Source organism: Hydrogenophaga luteola (assembly GCF_042648585.1).
Lineage (GTDB): Bacteria > Pseudomonadota > Gammaproteobacteria > Burkholderiales > Burkholderiaceae_C > Hydrogenophaga > Hydrogenophaga luteola.
On the sequence record NZ_JBHRXX010000009.1, the window covers coordinates 213,746 to 229,658 of the forward strand.

Genomic DNA, 15,913 nt, shown 5'->3' on the forward strand with positions numbered 1-15,913 from the left:
CGCTTCGGCGGGTTTTTTCATGGCCGCGGGATAATCCAGCCCCATGTCTGTTTCCGTTTCCCCCTGGCGCCTGTCGGTCGCACCCATGATGGGGTGGACCGACCGTCACTGCCGCTATTTCCACCGACTGCTCACCCGCCACACCCTGCTGTACACCGAGATGGTGACAACGGGGGCGCTGATCCACGGCAGCGCGGCCCAGCACCTGTTCTTCAACGACGAGGAACACCCCGTCGCCTTGCAACTCGGTGGCAGCGAGCCGGCCGATCTGGCGGTGTGCGCCAAGCTGGGGCAGGAGCGCGGCTACGACGAGATCAACCTCAACTGTGGCTGCCCGAGCGAGCGCGTGCTGCGCGGTGCGTTCGGTGCCTGCCTCATGGGCGAGGCCGCGCTGGTGCGCGACTGCGTCAAGGCCATGGTCGACGTGGTGGACGTGCCGGTCACGGTCAAGCACCGCATCGGCATCGACAAGGTCGAGAGCTACGACTTCGTGCGCGACTTCGTCGGCACCGTGGCCGAGGGCGGCTGCAAGGTCTTTCTGGTCCATGCCCGCAACGCATGGCTCAAGGGTCTGTCGCCCAAAGAGAACCGCGAGATTCCGCCGCTGCGCTACGAACTGGCCTACCGGCTGAAACAGGACTTCCCCGGACTGACCATTTCGGTCAATGGCGGCATCACGACCGACGACCAGATCGCCACGCACCTTGAACACGTCGACGGGGCCATGATCGGCCGCGAGGCCTACCACAACCCCTGGCTGATGGCGGGTTGGGACAAACGCTTCTATGGCGACAACACCCGCCCTGAGATCACGCGCGAAGCCATCGAGCTGGCCATGATCGACTACATGGAGCGCGCCCACGCACAGGACGGCGTGAACTGGTATTCGATTGCCAGCCACATGCTCGGTCTGCGCCACGGCCTGCACGGCGCGCGCAAGTGGCGCCAAGTCTGGAGCGACCACCGCCTGAAGCCACTGCCGCCGCGCGAGGTCTGGGCGATGGCCCAGGCCCATGTCGGCGCACAACGCGACGACGCTCCGCTCGAACCCTCTGTTTCTATCCACTGAAAGAACACACACCATGTCCCGTTTTCTGATCTGCGCCGCCGCTCTGTCTGCTGGCCTGTTGTCCCTGAACGCCTCGGCCCAGAACGCCGTGACCGAAGCGGCCGCCAAGGAGGCCGGTGCTGTGGTCACCAAGACCGGTTTGGTCTACCGCTCGCTCAAGGACGGCAACGGCGCGAGTCCCACGGTGGCCGACACGGTCAAAGTGCACTACAAGGGCACCTTCCCCGACGGTAAGGAGTTCGACAGTTCCTACGCGCGCGGCACGCCGATCGAATTCCCACTCGGCCGCGTCATCCCCTGCTGGACCGAAGGCGTGCAGCGCATGAAGGTGGGCGGCAAGGCCAAGCTCACCTGCCCGAGCCAGATCGCCTATGGCGAGCGCGGTGCGGGTGGCGTGATCCCGCCCAACGCCACGCTGCTGTTTGAGGTGGAGCTGCTCGGCATCGCTGGCAAGTGATTCAGCCAGCCAGGTTCATTTGCCGGTGAGCTTGGCCTTGAGCTTGGTGATTCCGATGAAGTCCATGATGAGCTTCTCGTAGATCGGCTCGGACGTGCCTTTCTCCATCTTGCGCATGAAGTACTTCTCGAAGGCCACCTTGGCCAGGTGAACCCATTTGCCCTCGCTGAACCAGCTCACGTTGCGCGGCGGGATCTGGGGCAGGGCCACAAAAGCGGCGCCGGTGTCGCCGAAGTCGGCCAGGCAGACGGTGTTCCAGGTGGCGTGGTGCGTCGGCTCTCGCCCATCCAACAATTCGCGGATGTTGTGCGCGGTGGCCGTGACCATGGACTCGATCATGTAGCCGGTCTTGGGTGTGCCGCAGGGGATCGGTGTGGCTTCCACCGGCGGGATGGCCACGCAGACCCCCACGCTGAAGATGTTCCGGAACTTCGGGTTGCGCTGGTGTTCGTCGATGGTGATGAAGCCGCGCGGGTTGGTCAGCCCCTCGATGCCGAACACCGCGTCCACGCCCTTGAAGGCGGGCAGCATCATGCTGTGCTGGAAGGGCAGCACATGTTCCCTAATGGGCTGGCCCTGGTCGTTGTGCTCGGTCACGAACATCTGGCCCGCTTCCACCTTGGTGGTCTTGGCGTTGCAGATCCACTTGATGTGGCGTTGGCGGAACGCCGATTCCAGCATGCCCTTGGAGTCGCCCACGCCGCCCAGACCGAGGTGGCCGATGTAGGGCTCGGAGGTCACGAAGGTCATGGGCACCTTGTCGCGGATTTTGCGGCGGCGCAGGTCGGTGTCCATGATCATCGCGAACTCGTAGGCGGGCCCGAAGCAGGACGCGCCCTGCACCGCGCCCACCACGATGGGGCCGGGGGCCTTCACGAATTCGTCCCAGGCGAGTTTGCTGGCTTCAGCGTGGCTCACGTGGCAGACCGAGTGGGTGTGGCCGCCGTGCGGGCCCAGACCTTCGATCTCCTCGAACGCCAGCTTGGGTCCGGTGGCGATGACCAGGTAGTCGTAGTCCACACGGCTGCCGTCTTCCATCTCAATCTGGTTGGCATCGGGGTGGACGCGCTTGGCCCGCTGGATGATGGATTCGATGCCCTTTCGCTTGAGCGCCGGTGCGATGTCGACCTCGATGTCCTTGCGCTGACGCCAGTCGACCGCCACCCAGGGGTTGGACGGCACGAAGTGGAACTTGGGGGCTTCGCTGATGACGGTGATCGTGTCGCCCGGGCGGGCGAGGGCTTTCATCTCGTAGGCCATGGGCATGCCGCCGATGCCGGCGCCCAGAATGACGATGCGTGCCATGGGGGTCTCCAGAGGTGGATCTTGAAGACCTGATCATGTATGCCCCTGGGGGTATACAGCTTGACAAAAGTCAAGCCCCGACCGAGGGGAAACCCGGCCGGCGATAGCCGGTCAGAGGCCCAGCGCGCGCAGGTCGATCAGCCCGTCGCGGACGGGCGGGCACCAGAAGTAGGCACCGGTTTGTGGTTCCGAGAAGCTGAACAGCGCATCGGTGATGCCGTCCTCGGCGCCTGACATGCGCTGCAACTGGGCTTCGAACGCGTCGAAGGAGTGGCCGAAGGCGGCGAACACCAGACCGCCGTTGTTGCCTTCCGCCCAAGGCATGGAGCGGCGCAACACGAAGGCCTCGGGGTCGAAGCTTTCCTGTGCGGTGCGCTTGACGTGGGCCGATTCGGGCGCGTCGTCGAGTTCTTCGTTGCTCTCCCGCTCGCGTCCGATGGTGTGGTCCTGCTGGTGTTTGGGCATGGCCTCGAAGCGGCTCATGTGGTGGTGCCAGCGCTGCACGGCCACAAAGCTGCTGCCGGCCAGATCGCCAGCTTCTTCGGGCAGCAGCGCCACGACCGGTGCCTCGTCGCCCTGCGGGTTTTCGGTGCCGTCCTCGTAGCCGGTGAGGTCCCGGCCCTGGTGGTGGTTGAAGGCGTCGGTGATGTCGGTCACATCGAACGCGGGTGCCAGCAGCGTTTCCAGGTGGCGGCTGCGGATCAGCAGGTCGCCGCGGTCGGTGCCGCGCAGCCAGACCAGCAGATCGGTGGGCGTGGCGGGCAGCTTGATGCGGGCGCCGTCGATGCCGGTGAAGGTTTTCAGGCCAGGCACCTGGGTGCCCAGTTCGCGCACCAGCGAGGCGCCGATGCCCACCACGGTGGCGCTGCCATCGGCCTGGCTGGCCAGCCGTTTGAGCACCACGCGCGGGTCGACGCCGACCCGCAGCTGGCAGGTGAGGTAGCGTCCGTGGGCGGGGATGGGTTCGAGGATGCCGGGTTGGGCGAGGTGGGCGATGCTCATGCCCGGAATTATGGGCTCAGGTCGCCGCTTCGAGCCCGTTGCGGAAGTGCTCCTGCATGCGCTGGCGGGTCAGGTGGGCGTCGCGCGCGAGCAGGGCGGCCATGACCGCGCGGTGCTCGGCCAGCGACTCCTCGATTCGGCCGGACTTGAACAGCGAGCTGTGGCGGTTGAGCTTCATGACCTTGCGCAGATCGGCCACCATCTGCTGGCGCCAGCGGTTGTCGGCCATCTCCAGCAGCCGCATGTGGAACTGCTCGTTGACGGCGAAGAAGCGGTCGCGGTTGGTGATGGCGGTTTCCAGCTCGGCATGCAGGGTCTGCAGTTCGGTGCGCTGGGCGTCGGTGGCGCGCTCGGCCACCACGCCGGCGGCGTCGGATTCGAGCAGCGACAGCAGGTGGTAGACGTCGGCCAGGTCTTTCTCGGACACTTCCGTCACGTAGGCGCCGCGGCGCACCTTCATGGTCACCAGGCCTTCGGCCGCCAGCACCTTGAGTGCCTCGCGCAGCGGGGTGCGGCTGATGCCGTATTCCTCGGCCAGCTTGAGTTCGTCGATCCAGCTGCCGGGCTCCAGTTCACGCTTGAAGATGCGCTGGCGCAGCAGCTCGGCGACTTCTTCGTACAGGGCGCGGGGGGCGAGGGACAGGGCGGACATGCGGGCAGGGTTGAGGGGTGACAGCGAGCCGGCATTGTAAGCCCATTGGAATATTTTGCATCAATAATTATGAATGATGTAAACTCCGCGGCCGGATCTGTTGCAGATCCCACACCGCTGTCCGTCCGCCAGAGCAAGCCCCTGCCATGAGCCAGAAACCCAACGAATTCGCCCCCGCCAACCTCGAAGCCTGGACCAAGGCGGCCCAGAAATCTGCGCCCGGTGGCGACGTGAATGCGCTCAACTGGGTCACGCCCGACGGCATCAGCGTCAAGCCGCTGTACACCGCCGAAGACACGGCCAACCTGCCGTACACCAACACACTGCCGGGCTTCGAGCCCTACATCCGCGGCCCGCAGGCCACCATGTACGCGGTGCGGCCCTGGACCATCCGCCAGTACGCCGGCTTCTCGACCGCCGAGGAGTCGAATGCCTTCTACCGCAAGGCGCTGGCCGCGGGCGGGCAGGGTGTCTCGGTGGCTTTCGACCTGGCCACGCACCGCGGCTATGACTCCGACCACCCGCGCGTGACCGGCGATGTGGGCAAAGCCGGCGTGGCCATCGACTCGGTGGAGGACATGAAGATCCTGTTCAACGAGATCCCGCTGGACAAGGTCAGCGTCTCGATGACCATGAACGGCGCGGTGCTGCCCATCCTGGCCGGCTACGTGGTGGCGGCGGAAGAGCAGGGCGTCTCGCAGGACAAGCTCAGCGGCACCATCCAGAACGACATCCTCAAGGAGTTCATGGTCCGCAACACCTACATCTACCCGCCCGAGCCGTCGATGAAGATCATCGGCGACATCATCGAGTACACGGCCAAGAACATGCCGAAGTTCAACTCGATCTCGATCTCGGGTTACCACATGCAGGAAGCCGGCGCCAACCAGGCGCTGGAGATGGCCTTTACCCTGGCCGACGGCAAGGAGTATGTGAAGACCGCCATCGCCAAGGGCATGGACGTGGACGAGTTCGCCGGCCGCCTGAGCTTCTTCTGGGCGGTGGGCATGAACTTCTACCTGGAGATCGCCAAGATGCGCGCGGCTCGCCTGCTGTGGTGCCGCATCATGAAGGGCTTCAACGCCAAGAACCCCAAGAGCCTGATGCTGCGCACGCACAGCCAGACCTCGGGCTGGAGCCTGACCGAGCAGGACCCCTACAACAACGTGGTGCGCACCACCATCGAGGCCATGGCGGCCGTGTTCGGCGGCACCCAGTCGCTGCACACCAACAGCTTCGACGAAGCCATCGCGCTGCCGACCGAGTTCAGTGCCCGCATTGCGCGCAACACGCAGCTCATCATCCAGGAAGAGACGCACATCACCAACGTGGTCGACCCCTGGGCCGGCAGCTACATGATGGAGACGCTGACCCAGCAGATGGCCGACGAGGCCTGGAAGATCATCGAAGAGGTCGATGCCATGGGCGGCATGACCAAGGCGGTGGACTCGGGCTGGGCCAAGCTCAAGATCGAGGCCGCTGCGGCCGAGAAGCAGGCGCGCATCGACAGCGGCAAGGACGTGATCGTCGGCGTCAACAAGTACAAGCTCAAGCAGGAAGACGCCATCGACATCCTGGAGGTGGACAACGTCAAGGTGCGCGAGAGCCAGATCGCCCGCTTGAAGGCCATCAAGGCCCGCCGCGACAGCGCGGCGGTACAGTCGGCGCTGGACGCGCTCACCGCCGCGGCCGAGTCGGGCCAGGGCAACCTGCTGGACCTGTCGATCAAGGCCATCCGCCTGCGCGCCACGGTCGGCGAGGTGTCCGATGCGCTGGAGAAGGTTTTCGGGCGCCACCGCGCCGACACACAGAAGGTGACCGGGGTGTACGCCGCTGCTTACGACTCTGCCGAGGGCTGGGACCAGCTCAAGACCGAAATCGCCGACTTCGCCACCGCGCAGGGCCGCCGTCCGCGCGTGATGATCGCCAAGCTCGGTCAGGACGGCCACGACCGCGGCGCCAAGGTGGTGGCCACGGCCTTTGCCGACCTGGGTTTCGACGTGGACATGGGGCCGCTGTTCCAGACGCCGGAGGAGTGCGCCCGCCAGGCGATCGAAAACGACGTGCACGCAGTGGGCGTGAGCACCCTGGCCGCCGGGCACAAGACCCTGGTGCCGGCCATCATCAAGGCCCTCAAGGATCAGGGCGCCGACGACATCGTGGTGTTCGTGGGTGGCGTGATCCCGCGCCAGGACTACGACTTCCTGTACGAGGCGGGCGTCAAGGGCGTGTATGGCCCTGGCACCCCGATCCCGGCCAGCGCCAAGGACGTGCTGGAACAGATCAAGAAAGCGGTGGCGTGACGCCGGAGCAGATCCAGGCCGGCGTCGTTTCTGGCGGTGCCGCGGTCCAGCGCCGTGCGATGGCCAAGGCCATCACGCTGCTGGAGTCGACACGCCCCGACCACCGCCAGCAGGCAGACGCGCTGCTGACCGGGCTGCTGCCGCACACCGGAGGTTCGTTCCGCCTGGGCATCAGTGGCGTGCCAGGCGTGGGCAAGAGCACCTTCATCGAGGCGCTGGGCCTGTACCTGATCGGGCAGGGCCACCGCGTCGCGGTGCTGGCGGTCGACCCGTCGTCATCGGTGTCGGGTGGTTCCATCCTGGGCGACAAGACGCGCATGGAGCATCTGTCGGTCCACGAGAAGGCCTATATCCGGCCGAGCCCGAGCAGCGGCACGCTGGGCGGGGTGGCCGAGAAGACGCGCGAGGCCATGCTGGTCTGCGAGGCGGCGGGCTACGACGTGGTCATCGTGGAAACGGTGGGCGTCGGCCAGAGCGAGACCGCGGTGCACGGCATGACCGACATGTTCTGCCTGCTGCAGCTGCCCAACGCGGGCGACGACCTGCAAGCCATCAAGAAGGGCGTGATGGAGCTGGCCGACTTGGTGGTCATCAACAAGGCCGACATCGACCCCGATGCCGCCACCCGCGCCCGGGCGCAGATCACCTCGTCGCTGCGCCTGCTCGGCCTGCATGGCAACCCGGAACACGTTCACCATGACCAGAAAGTCTGGCACCCGCAGGTGATCCAGATCAGCGCGCTGCACGGGCAGGGCGTGGACACCTTCTGGGCCGCCGTCAGCGAGTTCCGGCGCCTGCAGACCGCCAACGGCCGCCTGGCCGCACGCCGTCAGCAGCAGGCCACGGCCTGGATGTGGGAGCGCATCGACGCCGGCCTCAAGCAGCGCTTTCGCGAGCACCCGCGGGTGCGCGAGGCGCTGGACCTTTTCACGCGGCAGGTGCAGGCTGGCGAGCTCGCCGCCTCCACCGCCGCACGTCAGTTGCTCGAACGGTTCGACTGAACCGGCAAGACACAGTTTTCACCGGAGACCACCATGCAAGACATCCTGGACCAACTGGAAAAGAAGCGCGCCGCGGCGCGCCTGGGCGGCGGCGAAAAGCGCATTGCCGCCCAGCACAGCAAGGGCAAGCTGACGGCGCGTGAGCGCCTGGAAGTGCTGCTCGACGAAGGCACCTTCGAAGAGTGGGACATGTTTGTGGAGCACCGCTGCGTGGACTTCGGCATGCAGGAGCAGAAGGTGCCCGGTGACGGCGTCGTGACCGGCTACGGCATGATCAACGGCCGCCTGGTGTTTGTCTTCAGCCAGGACTTCACCGTCTTCGGCGGCGCGCTGTCCGAGGCGCACGCCGAAAAGATCTGCAAGATCATGGACCAGGCCATGAAGGTCGGTGCCCCGGTGATCGGCCTCAACGATTCGGGCGGCGCCCGCATCCAGGAAGGCGTGGCCTCGCTCGGCGGTTACGCCGAGGTGTTCCAGCGCAACGTGATGGCCTCCGGCGTGATTCCGCAGATCAGCATGATCATGGGCCCATCGGCCGGTGGCGCGGTGTATTCGCCCGCCATGACCGACTTCATCTTCATGGTCAAGGACAGCTCCTACATGTTCGTGACCGGCCCCGAAGTGGTGAAGACGGTGACGCACGAGGAAGTGACTGCCGAGGAGCTGGGCGGCGCGGTGACGCACAACACCAAGAGCGGCGTGGCCGACGGCGCGTTCGAGAACGATGTGGAGGCGCTGCTGATGCTGCGCCGCCTCTACAACTACCTGCCGCTGAACAACAAGGAAAAGGCGCCGGTGCGCCCCAGCGGCGACCCGATCGACCGCATGGACAAGAGCCTGGACACGCTGGTGCCGGACAACCCGAACAAGCCCTACGACATGAAGGAGCTGATCCTCAAGACGGTCGACGATGGCGACTTCTTCGAGATCCAGCCCGACTACGCCAAGAACATTCTGATCGGCTTTGCCCGCATGGACGGCCAGACCGTGGGCATCGTGGCCAACCAGCCGCTGGTGCTGGCCGGCTGCCTGGACATCAAGAGCTCGATCAAGGCGGCGCGCTTCGTGCGCTTCTGCGACGCCTTCAACATCCCGGTCGTGACCTTTGTCGACGTGCCCGGCTTCATGCCCGGCACTTCTCAAGAGTACGGCGGCATCATCAAGCACGGTGCCAAGCTGCTCTACGCCTACGCCGAGTGCACGGTGCCCAAGATCACCGTCATCACCCGCAAGGCCTACGGCGGCGCTTACGACGTGATGGCGTCGAAGCACCTGCGCGGCGACGTGAACTTTGCCTGGCCCAATGCAGAGATCGCGGTGATGGGCGCCAAGGGTGCGGTGGAGATCATCTTCCGTGAAGAGAAGAAGGACCCGGCCAAGCTGGCCGAGCGCGAGGCCGAATACAAGGCGCGCTTCGCCAACCCCTTCGTGGCCGGGGCGCGCGGCTTCATCGACGACGTGATCCTGCCGTCGGAAACCCGCAAGCGCATCTGCCGCTCGCTGGTGATGCTCAAGGACAAGAAGATCGAGAACCCCTGGCGCAAGCACGGGAACATCCCCCTCTGATCGCCCGAGGAGAAAACAACATGTTCAAGAAAATCCTGATCGCGAACCGCGGCGAGATCGCCTGCCGCGTCATCGCCACCGCCCGCAAGATGGGCATCGCCACCGTGGCCGTGTATTCCGAAGCCGACAAGGAAGCCCGCCACGTGCGCCTGGCCGACGAAGCGGTGCTGCTGGGCCCGGCGCCCTCGCGCGAGTCCTACCTGGTGGCCGACAAGATCATCGAGGCGGCCAAGCAGACGGGCGCCGAGGCCATCCACCCCGGCTACGGCTTCCTGTCCGAGAACGAGGCATTTGCCGAGCGCTGCGAGAAGGAAGGCATCGCCTTCATAGGCCCCAAGGCCCACTCCATTGCGGCCATGGGCGACAAGATCGCGTCCAAGAAGCTGGCCAATGAGGCCCAGGTCAACACCATCCCCGGTTACAACGACCCGATCCCGTCGGCCGAGCGCGCGGTGGAGATCGCCAAGGGCATCGGCTACCCGGTGATGATCAAGGCCTCGGCCGGCGGCGGCGGCAAGGGCCTGCGCGTGGCCTTCAATGACAAGGAGGCGCTGGAAGGCTTCACCGCCTGCCAGAACGAGGCCCGCAACAGCTTCGGCGACGACCGCATCTTCATCGAGAAGTTCGTCGAGCAGCCGCGCCACATCGAGATCCAGATCCTGGGCGACAGCCACGGCAACGTGCTTTACCTCAACGAACGCGAGTGCTCGATCCAGCGCCGCCACCAGAAGGTGATCGAGGAGGCCCCGTCGCCCTTCATCAGCGACGCCACCCGCAAGGCCATGGGCGAGCAGGCCGTGGCCCTGGCCAAGGCGGTGAAGTACCAGAGCGCCGGCACAGTGGAGTTCGTGGTCGGCAAGGACCAGGACTTCTACTTCCTGGAAATGAACACCCGCCTGCAGGTCGAGCACCCGGTGACCGAGTGCATCACCGGCCTGGACCTGGTCGAGCAGATGATCCGTGTGGCGGCCGGCGAAAAGCTGGCCTTCACCCAGGCCGACGTGAAACGCGACGGCTGGGCCATGGAATGCCGCATCAACGCCGAGGACCCGTTCCGCAACTTCCTGCCGTCCACCGGCCGCCTGGTGCGCTTCACGCCTCCAACCGAGACCATGTGGCAGGCCGACACCGCGCACAAGCAGGGTGTGCGGGTGGACACCGGTGTGTTCGAGGGTGGCGAGATTCCGATGCACTACGACTCGATGATCGCCAAGCTCATCGTGCACGGCAAGGACCGCAACGACGCCATCGCCAAGATGCGCGAGGCCCTCAATGGCTTCGTCATCCGCGGCATCAACAGCAACATCCCGTTCCAGGCCGCGCTGCTGGCGCACCCCGACTTCGTCTCGGGCAACTTCAACACCGGCTTCATCGCCCAGCACTACGCCATGGGCTTCCGTGCCGAGGACGTGCCGCACGACGACCCGGACTTCCTGGTCGCGCTGGCCGCCTTCGTGCGCCGCAAGAGCCGCGAGCGCGCCACCGGCATCAGTGGTCAGCTGCCGGGCTACGGCGTGAAGGTGGGCAAGGACTATGTGGTCGTCAGCCTGGATGCAGCAGGACAGCACAAGTACACGGCGGTGCACGTCGACGAGTTTGTCGGTGAGACCGGCTACGCCTCGGTGCAGGTGGGCGAGAAGCGCTACAAGATCAGCTCGCCTTCGCGCCTGAACGACATCGTCATCAGCGGCGAGGTGAATGGCCAGCCCTTCACTGCGCAGATGGAGCGCGGCTCGGCCAAGAACCCGCTGGCCCTGGTGGTGCAGCACAACGGCACCAAGCTGGAGACCATGGTGGTCTCGCCGCGCATGGCCGAGCTGCACCAGCTCATGCCCTTCAAAGCACCGCCGGACATGAGCAAATACGTGCTCTCGCCCATGCCGGGTCTGCTGGTGGATGTGGCGGTGCAGGTCGGTCAGAAGGTGCAGGCCGGCGAGCGCGTGGCCGTGATCGAGGCCATGAAGATGGAGAACGTGCTGTTCGCCGCCGCCGATGGCATCGTGTCCAAGGTGCTCGCGTCCAAGGGCGAGAGCCTGGTGGTCGATCAACCCATTGTGGAGTTCGAGAAATGAAGGGAACTCCTAGACCGTTCAAGGTGCTGGGCGTCCAGCAGATCGCCATCGGTGGCCCGGACAAGTTGCGCCTGCAGACCCTGTGGGTGGACATGCTGGGCCTGGAGAAGACCGGCACCTTCCAGAGCGAGCGCGAGAACGTCGACGAAGACATCTGCGCCATCGGCAGTGGCCCGTTCAAGGTCGAGGTGGACCTGATGCAGCCCATGGATCCCGAGAAGAAACCCGCGGTGCACACCACGCCGCTCAATCACATCGGCCTGTGGATCGACAACCTGCCGGTCGCCGTCGAGTGGCTCACCGCCAACGGCGTGCGTTTTGCGCCAGGCGGCATCCGCAAGGGCGCCGCGGGTTTTGACATCACCTTCCTGCACCCCAAGGCGAACGAAGAATTCCCGATTGCGGGGGAGGGTGTGCTGATTGAACTGGTGCAAGCACCGGCCGAGGTGCTCAACGCCTTTGCTGCCCTGGCTGCACAACCCGGTTGAACCAGAGAAGCCGAGGAGACAGCCCCGCCGGGTGCACGCCTGGCGGGGTTTTTTTATTCGGCGGTCACTCGCAGATCATGTAGGTCTTGGTCAGGCGCTCCAGCACCTCAAAGGCGCCCTCAAAGCCTGGCGGGATGTAGATGCCTTCTCCCGGTCCTGCTTCCTCGAAGCCGCCCCGCGCGTCGTGCACCCGGCAGCGGCCCTCGAGCACGGTGAACAGCTCACGCTCGGTCGGCCCCATGGCGATGCGCCAGTGCCCCGGCTCGCAACGCCACACGCCGCAATACACCTGACCGGCCGGCAGACCCTCGTCCACCAGGTTCCAAGTCTCCCGCATGGGGTTGCCGCGCAACAGCCGCTCCGGGCGCGGGTGGTCGATGGACGGGGTGCCCTCGGGGCGGGCGGTCAGTTTGAGGAGATGAGCGGTCGCGTTCATGCGCGGATTGTGCCGCCACCCCGCCGCAGCCGGAACTGGCATGGAAGACCCGCGTTGTTTGATGCATTGGATGGCGGTCACTGGTCCTACGCTGGAGTCCTCTCCACATTTCGAGGAGTCTGCCATGGGCACCCACGAACACCGCAGTCAGAACGATGCCAACCCCCACCGGGTTCCCCAGATGTCGCAGGGCGACGACCGCTGGGCACAAAGGCCTTCAGGCTGGCGCGAGCGCGAGCCGGCATTGCCCTGGCCCACCGATCTGCTGGACGCCTTCAGCCTGCGCATGGCCAGCCACGGCATGTCCATCAGCCGGCCCCTGATGCTCAGCGACAAATGCTACGCACTTCAGCAACTTGTGCACGGGCAGAACCTGGACGACGAAACCCTGCGCCTTCTGTCGGTGCAGCTGTTTCGCCACTTCCAGGCCCGCCAGTCTGGACTGCCCCAGGTTCATTGACGGGCGCCGCGTGCGGGTCCCTCCCTATTCAATACCACCGCCGGATTGCCGATAGACGGCAGATCCGATAGAAGGAGCTGACGGGCCATGCCACGTTTCCAACCGTTCAAGCCCGGCGTATGGCTGATGCGCAAACTGAGACTCCCCGTCAAGTTGGGGATTCTTTCGATGGCGATCGTCATTCCGTTGCTGGTGGTGTGCGTGTCGCTGGTGCAGCGTATCTCAGACGAAATCCAGGTGCTGGAGGATGAGGTTCAGGGCGCCCAGGGCATCGCAGCGCTGAGTCAGCTGGTGACCCTGCTGCAGACCCACCGTGGGCAGACCAACATGCTGCTGGCGGGGGATGCCGCGGTGCGTTCCGCCCTCGACAAGACCCGAGGGTCGCTGCCCGCCTTGCTAAGCACCGCCGGTGCTGCACTCACTGCGCGGGAGTCGTTCGGTCTCGCGCAGGACTGGCGCGGCCTGGAAGTCCGCGTGCAGCAACTGGCAGACACCGAGAAGCTCTCCCGGCAACAGGCCTTCGACACCCACACCACCCTGATCGCCGACCTCAAGCGGCTGATGTACTTGGCCGGGGAACGCTCCAGCCTGCTGTTCGATCCCGATCCGGCGAGCTACTTCCTGATGGACATCGCGATCTCCCGCACTGTGCCCTGGTCGGAGCGCATCGCCCAACTGCGGGGGCAGGGCGCGGGACTGCTGAGTCGGCCCGAGGGGATTGGCAACGACGCCGGAGGGCTTCGTGCCCAGTTGCAGCAGCTGGCAGGTGATACCAACGACTTTCGCTTTGCCACCTCGTTCGCAGAGCGATACGGGCAGACGGGTCTGCCGTCGGATGCGGCCATCAAGGCCTCGGAGTCGTTTGTGGGGCTTGCGCTGGGTGCTGCCAATGGCACTGCCCAAGTCACCTCCTCCGAATACTTTGCAGCTGGCACCGCGGCCATCACCGCTGCCCAGGCCTACCAGACCGCCGTGCTGGACCGGCTGGCGCAACTGCTGGACGAGCGCAAGGCCGCGGCCGAGGTGCAGTGGTGGTTGGCGGTTGGTGCCGCGCTTCTGGGGCTGGCGACCATGGGCTACCTGCTCACGTCGTTCTACTTCAGCTTCGTGATGGACTTCCGGCATGTCAGCCATGTCATGGGCGAGACCGCCAAGGGCAATCTGCGCGCCCACGTGAAGGTGCGAGGCAGCGACGAACTGGCCGATCTGGCGTCCCAGCTGGAAGGCATGATCAGCAATCTCTCGGCCATGGTGGCCGAGGTGCGCAGCAACTCCGCCCTGGTCGCCTACGCAGGGAAGAGCTTGGCCTCCGGCAACCGGGAGCTGGCCGACCGCACCGAGCAGCAGGCGGCCAACCTGGAACAGACCGCTGCCAGCGTGCAGGAACTCTCCAGCACGGTGCAGCGCAACGCCCAGACCGCCGGCGATTCGGACACCCAGGCCTCCCGGGTGCGCGACATCGCCGAAAGCGGCGCACAGGCCATGGTGCGCGCGGTCGAATCGGTCGAAGGCATCCAGAAGAGCGCCCAGCAGATGAACGAGATCATCGGCGTGATCGACAGCCTGGCCTTCCAGACCAACATCCTGGCGCTGAATGCCGCCGTCGAGGCCGCGCGCGCGGGCGAACAGGGCCGCGGTTTTGCCGTGGTGGCGGCCGAGGTGCGCAGTCTGGCGCAGCGTTCGGCGGCGTCGTCCCGGGAGATCCGGGAGCTGATCCAGGCCTCCGGCCAGCAGGTCTCGACCAGCGTGGCCCAGATCCGGGCGGCCGGCACGAGCATGACCGAGATCGTCAACGGCGTGCGCGGTGTCGCCGCCAACATGTCGCTGATCTCCGCTGCCAGCGCGGAGCAGAGCGGCGGCCTCAGCGAGATCTCGTCGGCCGTGGGTCAGCTCGATGAAATCACGCAGCGCAACGCCCGCATGGTCGAGCGCGCGGTCCAGCAGGCCACCCAGCTGGAAGGCAGGGCCGCCACACTGGCCCAGGCGGTGTCGTCCTTCCAGCTCCAGCAGGGGGCGGCCGAAGAGGCGATGGTGCTGGTGCAGCGGGCGCTCGAACTGCGTGCGCGCTCCAGCCGAGAGGCCTTCGTGAACCAGATCACCGACCCGGCGCAGAACTTCCATGACCGCGACATGTACGTCTTTGCCCTCGACCGCAGCGGGGCCTACCGTGCCTTCGGCGGCAAGCCGGAAAAGGTCGGCGGCCGCGTGCAGGACATCCCCGGTGTGGACGGCGCGTCGCTGCTCGAAGCCATCGTGGCCCAGGCCGAACTGGAGCCGGGCTGGGTGGAGTACGACATCACCAACCCGCAGACCGGCAGTGTGCAGACCAAGATGTCCTACGTGACCAAGGTCGACGATCTGTACGTCGGTTGCGGGGTCTACAAGTCGCTGACCGTCTGAGTCAGCCCCGCTGGCCGCGGCGCTCGCGGGCACGGGCCAGCGCGGCCTCGATCACGGCCCGCTTCTTGTCGAGCACGACCGGATCGGTGTGCTGCGAGTGCGCCGCCAGGTCGGCCAGCTTCGTGCGGGCCTTGGCTTCCAGGCGAGCGTCGTGCTCCTGCTTCTCGCGCACCAGCCGGATCGAGCGCCGGATGTAGCGGTCGCGGGCCAGCTGTGCCTGTTCGGGCGTCCAGGCGTCCCAGCCGGTGCGCTCACCACTGACCACCTCCAGCGAGATGCAGTCGACCGGACAGACCGGAATGCAGAGCTCACAGCCCGTGCAGTAGGGCTCAATGACGGTGTGCATGCGCTTGTTGCTGCCCACGATGGCGTCGGTCGGGCAGGCCTTGATGCACAGGGTGCAGCCAATGCACCAGTCTTCGTCGATCACCGCCAGGGTGAGCGGGCCCTCGATCCCGTTGGCCGGGTTGAGCGCCGTGGCCGGACGGCCGGTGATGGCGGCCAGGCGTTCGACGCCATCGCTGCCGCCTGGAGGGCACTGGTTGATGCCGGCCTCACCCGCCGCGATGGCCTGCGCGTAGCCCGCGCAGTCGGGGTAGCCGCAGCGGGTGCACTGCGTCTGGGGCAGTGCGGCATCGATGCGCCGGGCCAGTTCGTTCATGGGGCGCGAGTGTACCCGGGGCACCCGTGGCCCCGGGTGCT

General features: G+C 66.0%; 14 protein-coding genes. 9 read left to right on the forward strand and 5 right to left on the reverse strand.

What is annotated here, in order from left to right:
- Window positions 1-43 precede the first annotated feature (43 nt).
- A complete protein-coding gene (dusA, locus tag ACFOPI_RS19810; protein ID WP_382177761.1) occupies window positions 44-1,069 on the forward strand; it encodes a tRNA dihydrouridine(20/20a) synthase DusA in 1,026 nt (341 codons plus the stop codon).
- A 13-nt stretch (window positions 1,070-1,082) separates the two neighbouring features.
- Window positions 1,083-1,526: an FKBP-type peptidyl-prolyl cis-trans isomerase gene (locus ACFOPI_RS19815; RefSeq protein ID WP_382177764.1), complete on the forward strand. Its 444-nt coding sequence runs from the start codon at window positions 1,083-1,085 to the stop codon at window positions 1,524-1,526.
- 15 nt (window positions 1,527-1,541) lie between these two features.
- Here the strand turns inward: ACFOPI_RS19815 and ACFOPI_RS19820 are convergent, their stop codons facing one another.
- The 3 genes from ACFOPI_RS19820 to ACFOPI_RS19830 form a co-directional block, all read right to left on the reverse strand.
- Entirely contained in the window at window positions 1,542-2,831 is a 1,290-nt protein-coding gene (locus ACFOPI_RS19820) for an NAD(P)/FAD-dependent oxidoreductase (protein WP_382177767.1), read from the reverse strand.
- Window positions 2,832-2,942: 111 nt separating this feature from the next.
- Window positions 2,943-3,833, reverse strand: a complete 891-nt coding sequence (locus ACFOPI_RS19825) for a Dyp-type peroxidase (protein ID WP_382177770.1) — start codon at window positions 3,831-3,833, stop codon at window positions 2,943-2,945.
- A gap of 16 nt (window positions 3,834-3,849) precedes the next feature.
- The gene (locus ACFOPI_RS19830) at window positions 3,850-4,485 is read right to left on the reverse strand and encodes a GntR family transcriptional regulator (RefSeq protein WP_066259845.1); all 636 of its coding nucleotides are present in this window, start codon (window positions 4,483-4,485) and stop codon (window positions 3,850-3,852) included.
- A 146-nt stretch (window positions 4,486-4,631) separates the two neighbouring features.
- Here ACFOPI_RS19830 and scpA point away from each other — a divergent pair, with 146 nt between their 5' ends.
- From scpA to ACFOPI_RS19855, 5 genes are read left to right on the forward strand one after another with little or no spacing between them, the layout of a single operon-like run.
- Window positions 4,632-6,788: a methylmalonyl-CoA mutase gene (gene scpA, locus ACFOPI_RS19835; protein ID WP_382177773.1), complete on the forward strand. Its 2,157-nt coding sequence runs from the start codon at window positions 4,632-4,634 to the stop codon at window positions 6,786-6,788.
- On the forward strand, window positions 6,785-7,789 hold the full coding sequence (meaB, locus tag ACFOPI_RS19840) for a methylmalonyl Co-A mutase-associated GTPase MeaB (protein WP_382177776.1): 1,005 nt from the start codon (window positions 6,785-6,787) through the stop codon (window positions 7,787-7,789). The genes scpA and meaB overlap by 4 nt, the downstream gene beginning before the upstream one ends.
- A 33-nt stretch (window positions 7,790-7,822) precedes the next feature.
- Window positions 7,823-9,355, forward strand: a complete 1,533-nt coding sequence (locus tag ACFOPI_RS19845; protein ID WP_066259848.1) for an acyl-CoA carboxylase subunit beta — start codon at window positions 7,823-7,825, stop codon at window positions 9,353-9,355.
- A gap of 20 nt (window positions 9,356-9,375) precedes the next feature.
- Window positions 9,376-11,427: an acetyl-CoA carboxylase biotin carboxylase subunit gene (locus tag ACFOPI_RS19850; protein WP_382177780.1), complete on the forward strand. Its 2,052-nt coding sequence runs from the start codon at window positions 9,376-9,378 to the stop codon at window positions 11,425-11,427.
- Window positions 11,424-11,915, forward strand: coding sequence for a VOC family protein (locus tag ACFOPI_RS19855; protein WP_382177783.1), 492 nt, complete (start codon window positions 11,424-11,426; stop codon window positions 11,913-11,915). Before ACFOPI_RS19850 ends, ACFOPI_RS19855 begins: the two co-directional genes overlap by 4 nt.
- Before the next feature lie 64 nt (window positions 11,916-11,979).
- Here ACFOPI_RS19855 and ACFOPI_RS19860 read toward each other — a convergent pair whose 3' ends face one another.
- Window positions 11,980-12,351, reverse strand: a complete 372-nt coding sequence (locus ACFOPI_RS19860) for a cupin domain-containing protein (RefSeq protein ID WP_382177785.1) — start codon at window positions 12,349-12,351, stop codon at window positions 11,980-11,982.
- Between the two features lie 124 nt (window positions 12,352-12,475).
- Here ACFOPI_RS19860 and ACFOPI_RS19865 point away from each other — a divergent pair, with 124 nt between their 5' ends.
- Both ACFOPI_RS19865 and ACFOPI_RS19870 read left to right on the forward strand, forming a co-directional pair.
- Window positions 12,476-12,811 carry a hypothetical protein gene (locus tag ACFOPI_RS19865; RefSeq protein ID WP_066259860.1) on the forward strand — a complete coding sequence of 112 codons (336 nt, stop codon included), beginning with the start codon at window positions 12,476-12,478 and terminating at the stop codon, window positions 12,809-12,811.
- 87 nt (window positions 12,812-12,898) lie between these two features.
- Window positions 12,899-15,211 (forward strand): methyl-accepting chemotaxis protein, encoded by a 2,313-nt coding sequence (locus ACFOPI_RS19870; RefSeq protein ID WP_382177788.1) that lies wholly within the window; start codon window positions 12,899-12,901, stop codon window positions 15,209-15,211.
- Between the two features lies 1 nt (window position 15,212).
- Here ACFOPI_RS19870 and rsxB read toward each other — a convergent pair whose 3' ends face one another.
- Window positions 15,213-15,872 carry an electron transport complex subunit RsxB gene (rsxB, locus tag ACFOPI_RS19875; protein WP_382177791.1) on the reverse strand — a complete coding sequence of 220 codons (660 nt, stop codon included), beginning with the start codon at window positions 15,870-15,872 and terminating at the stop codon, window positions 15,213-15,215.
- Between the last annotated feature and the right edge of the window lie 41 nt (window positions 15,873-15,913).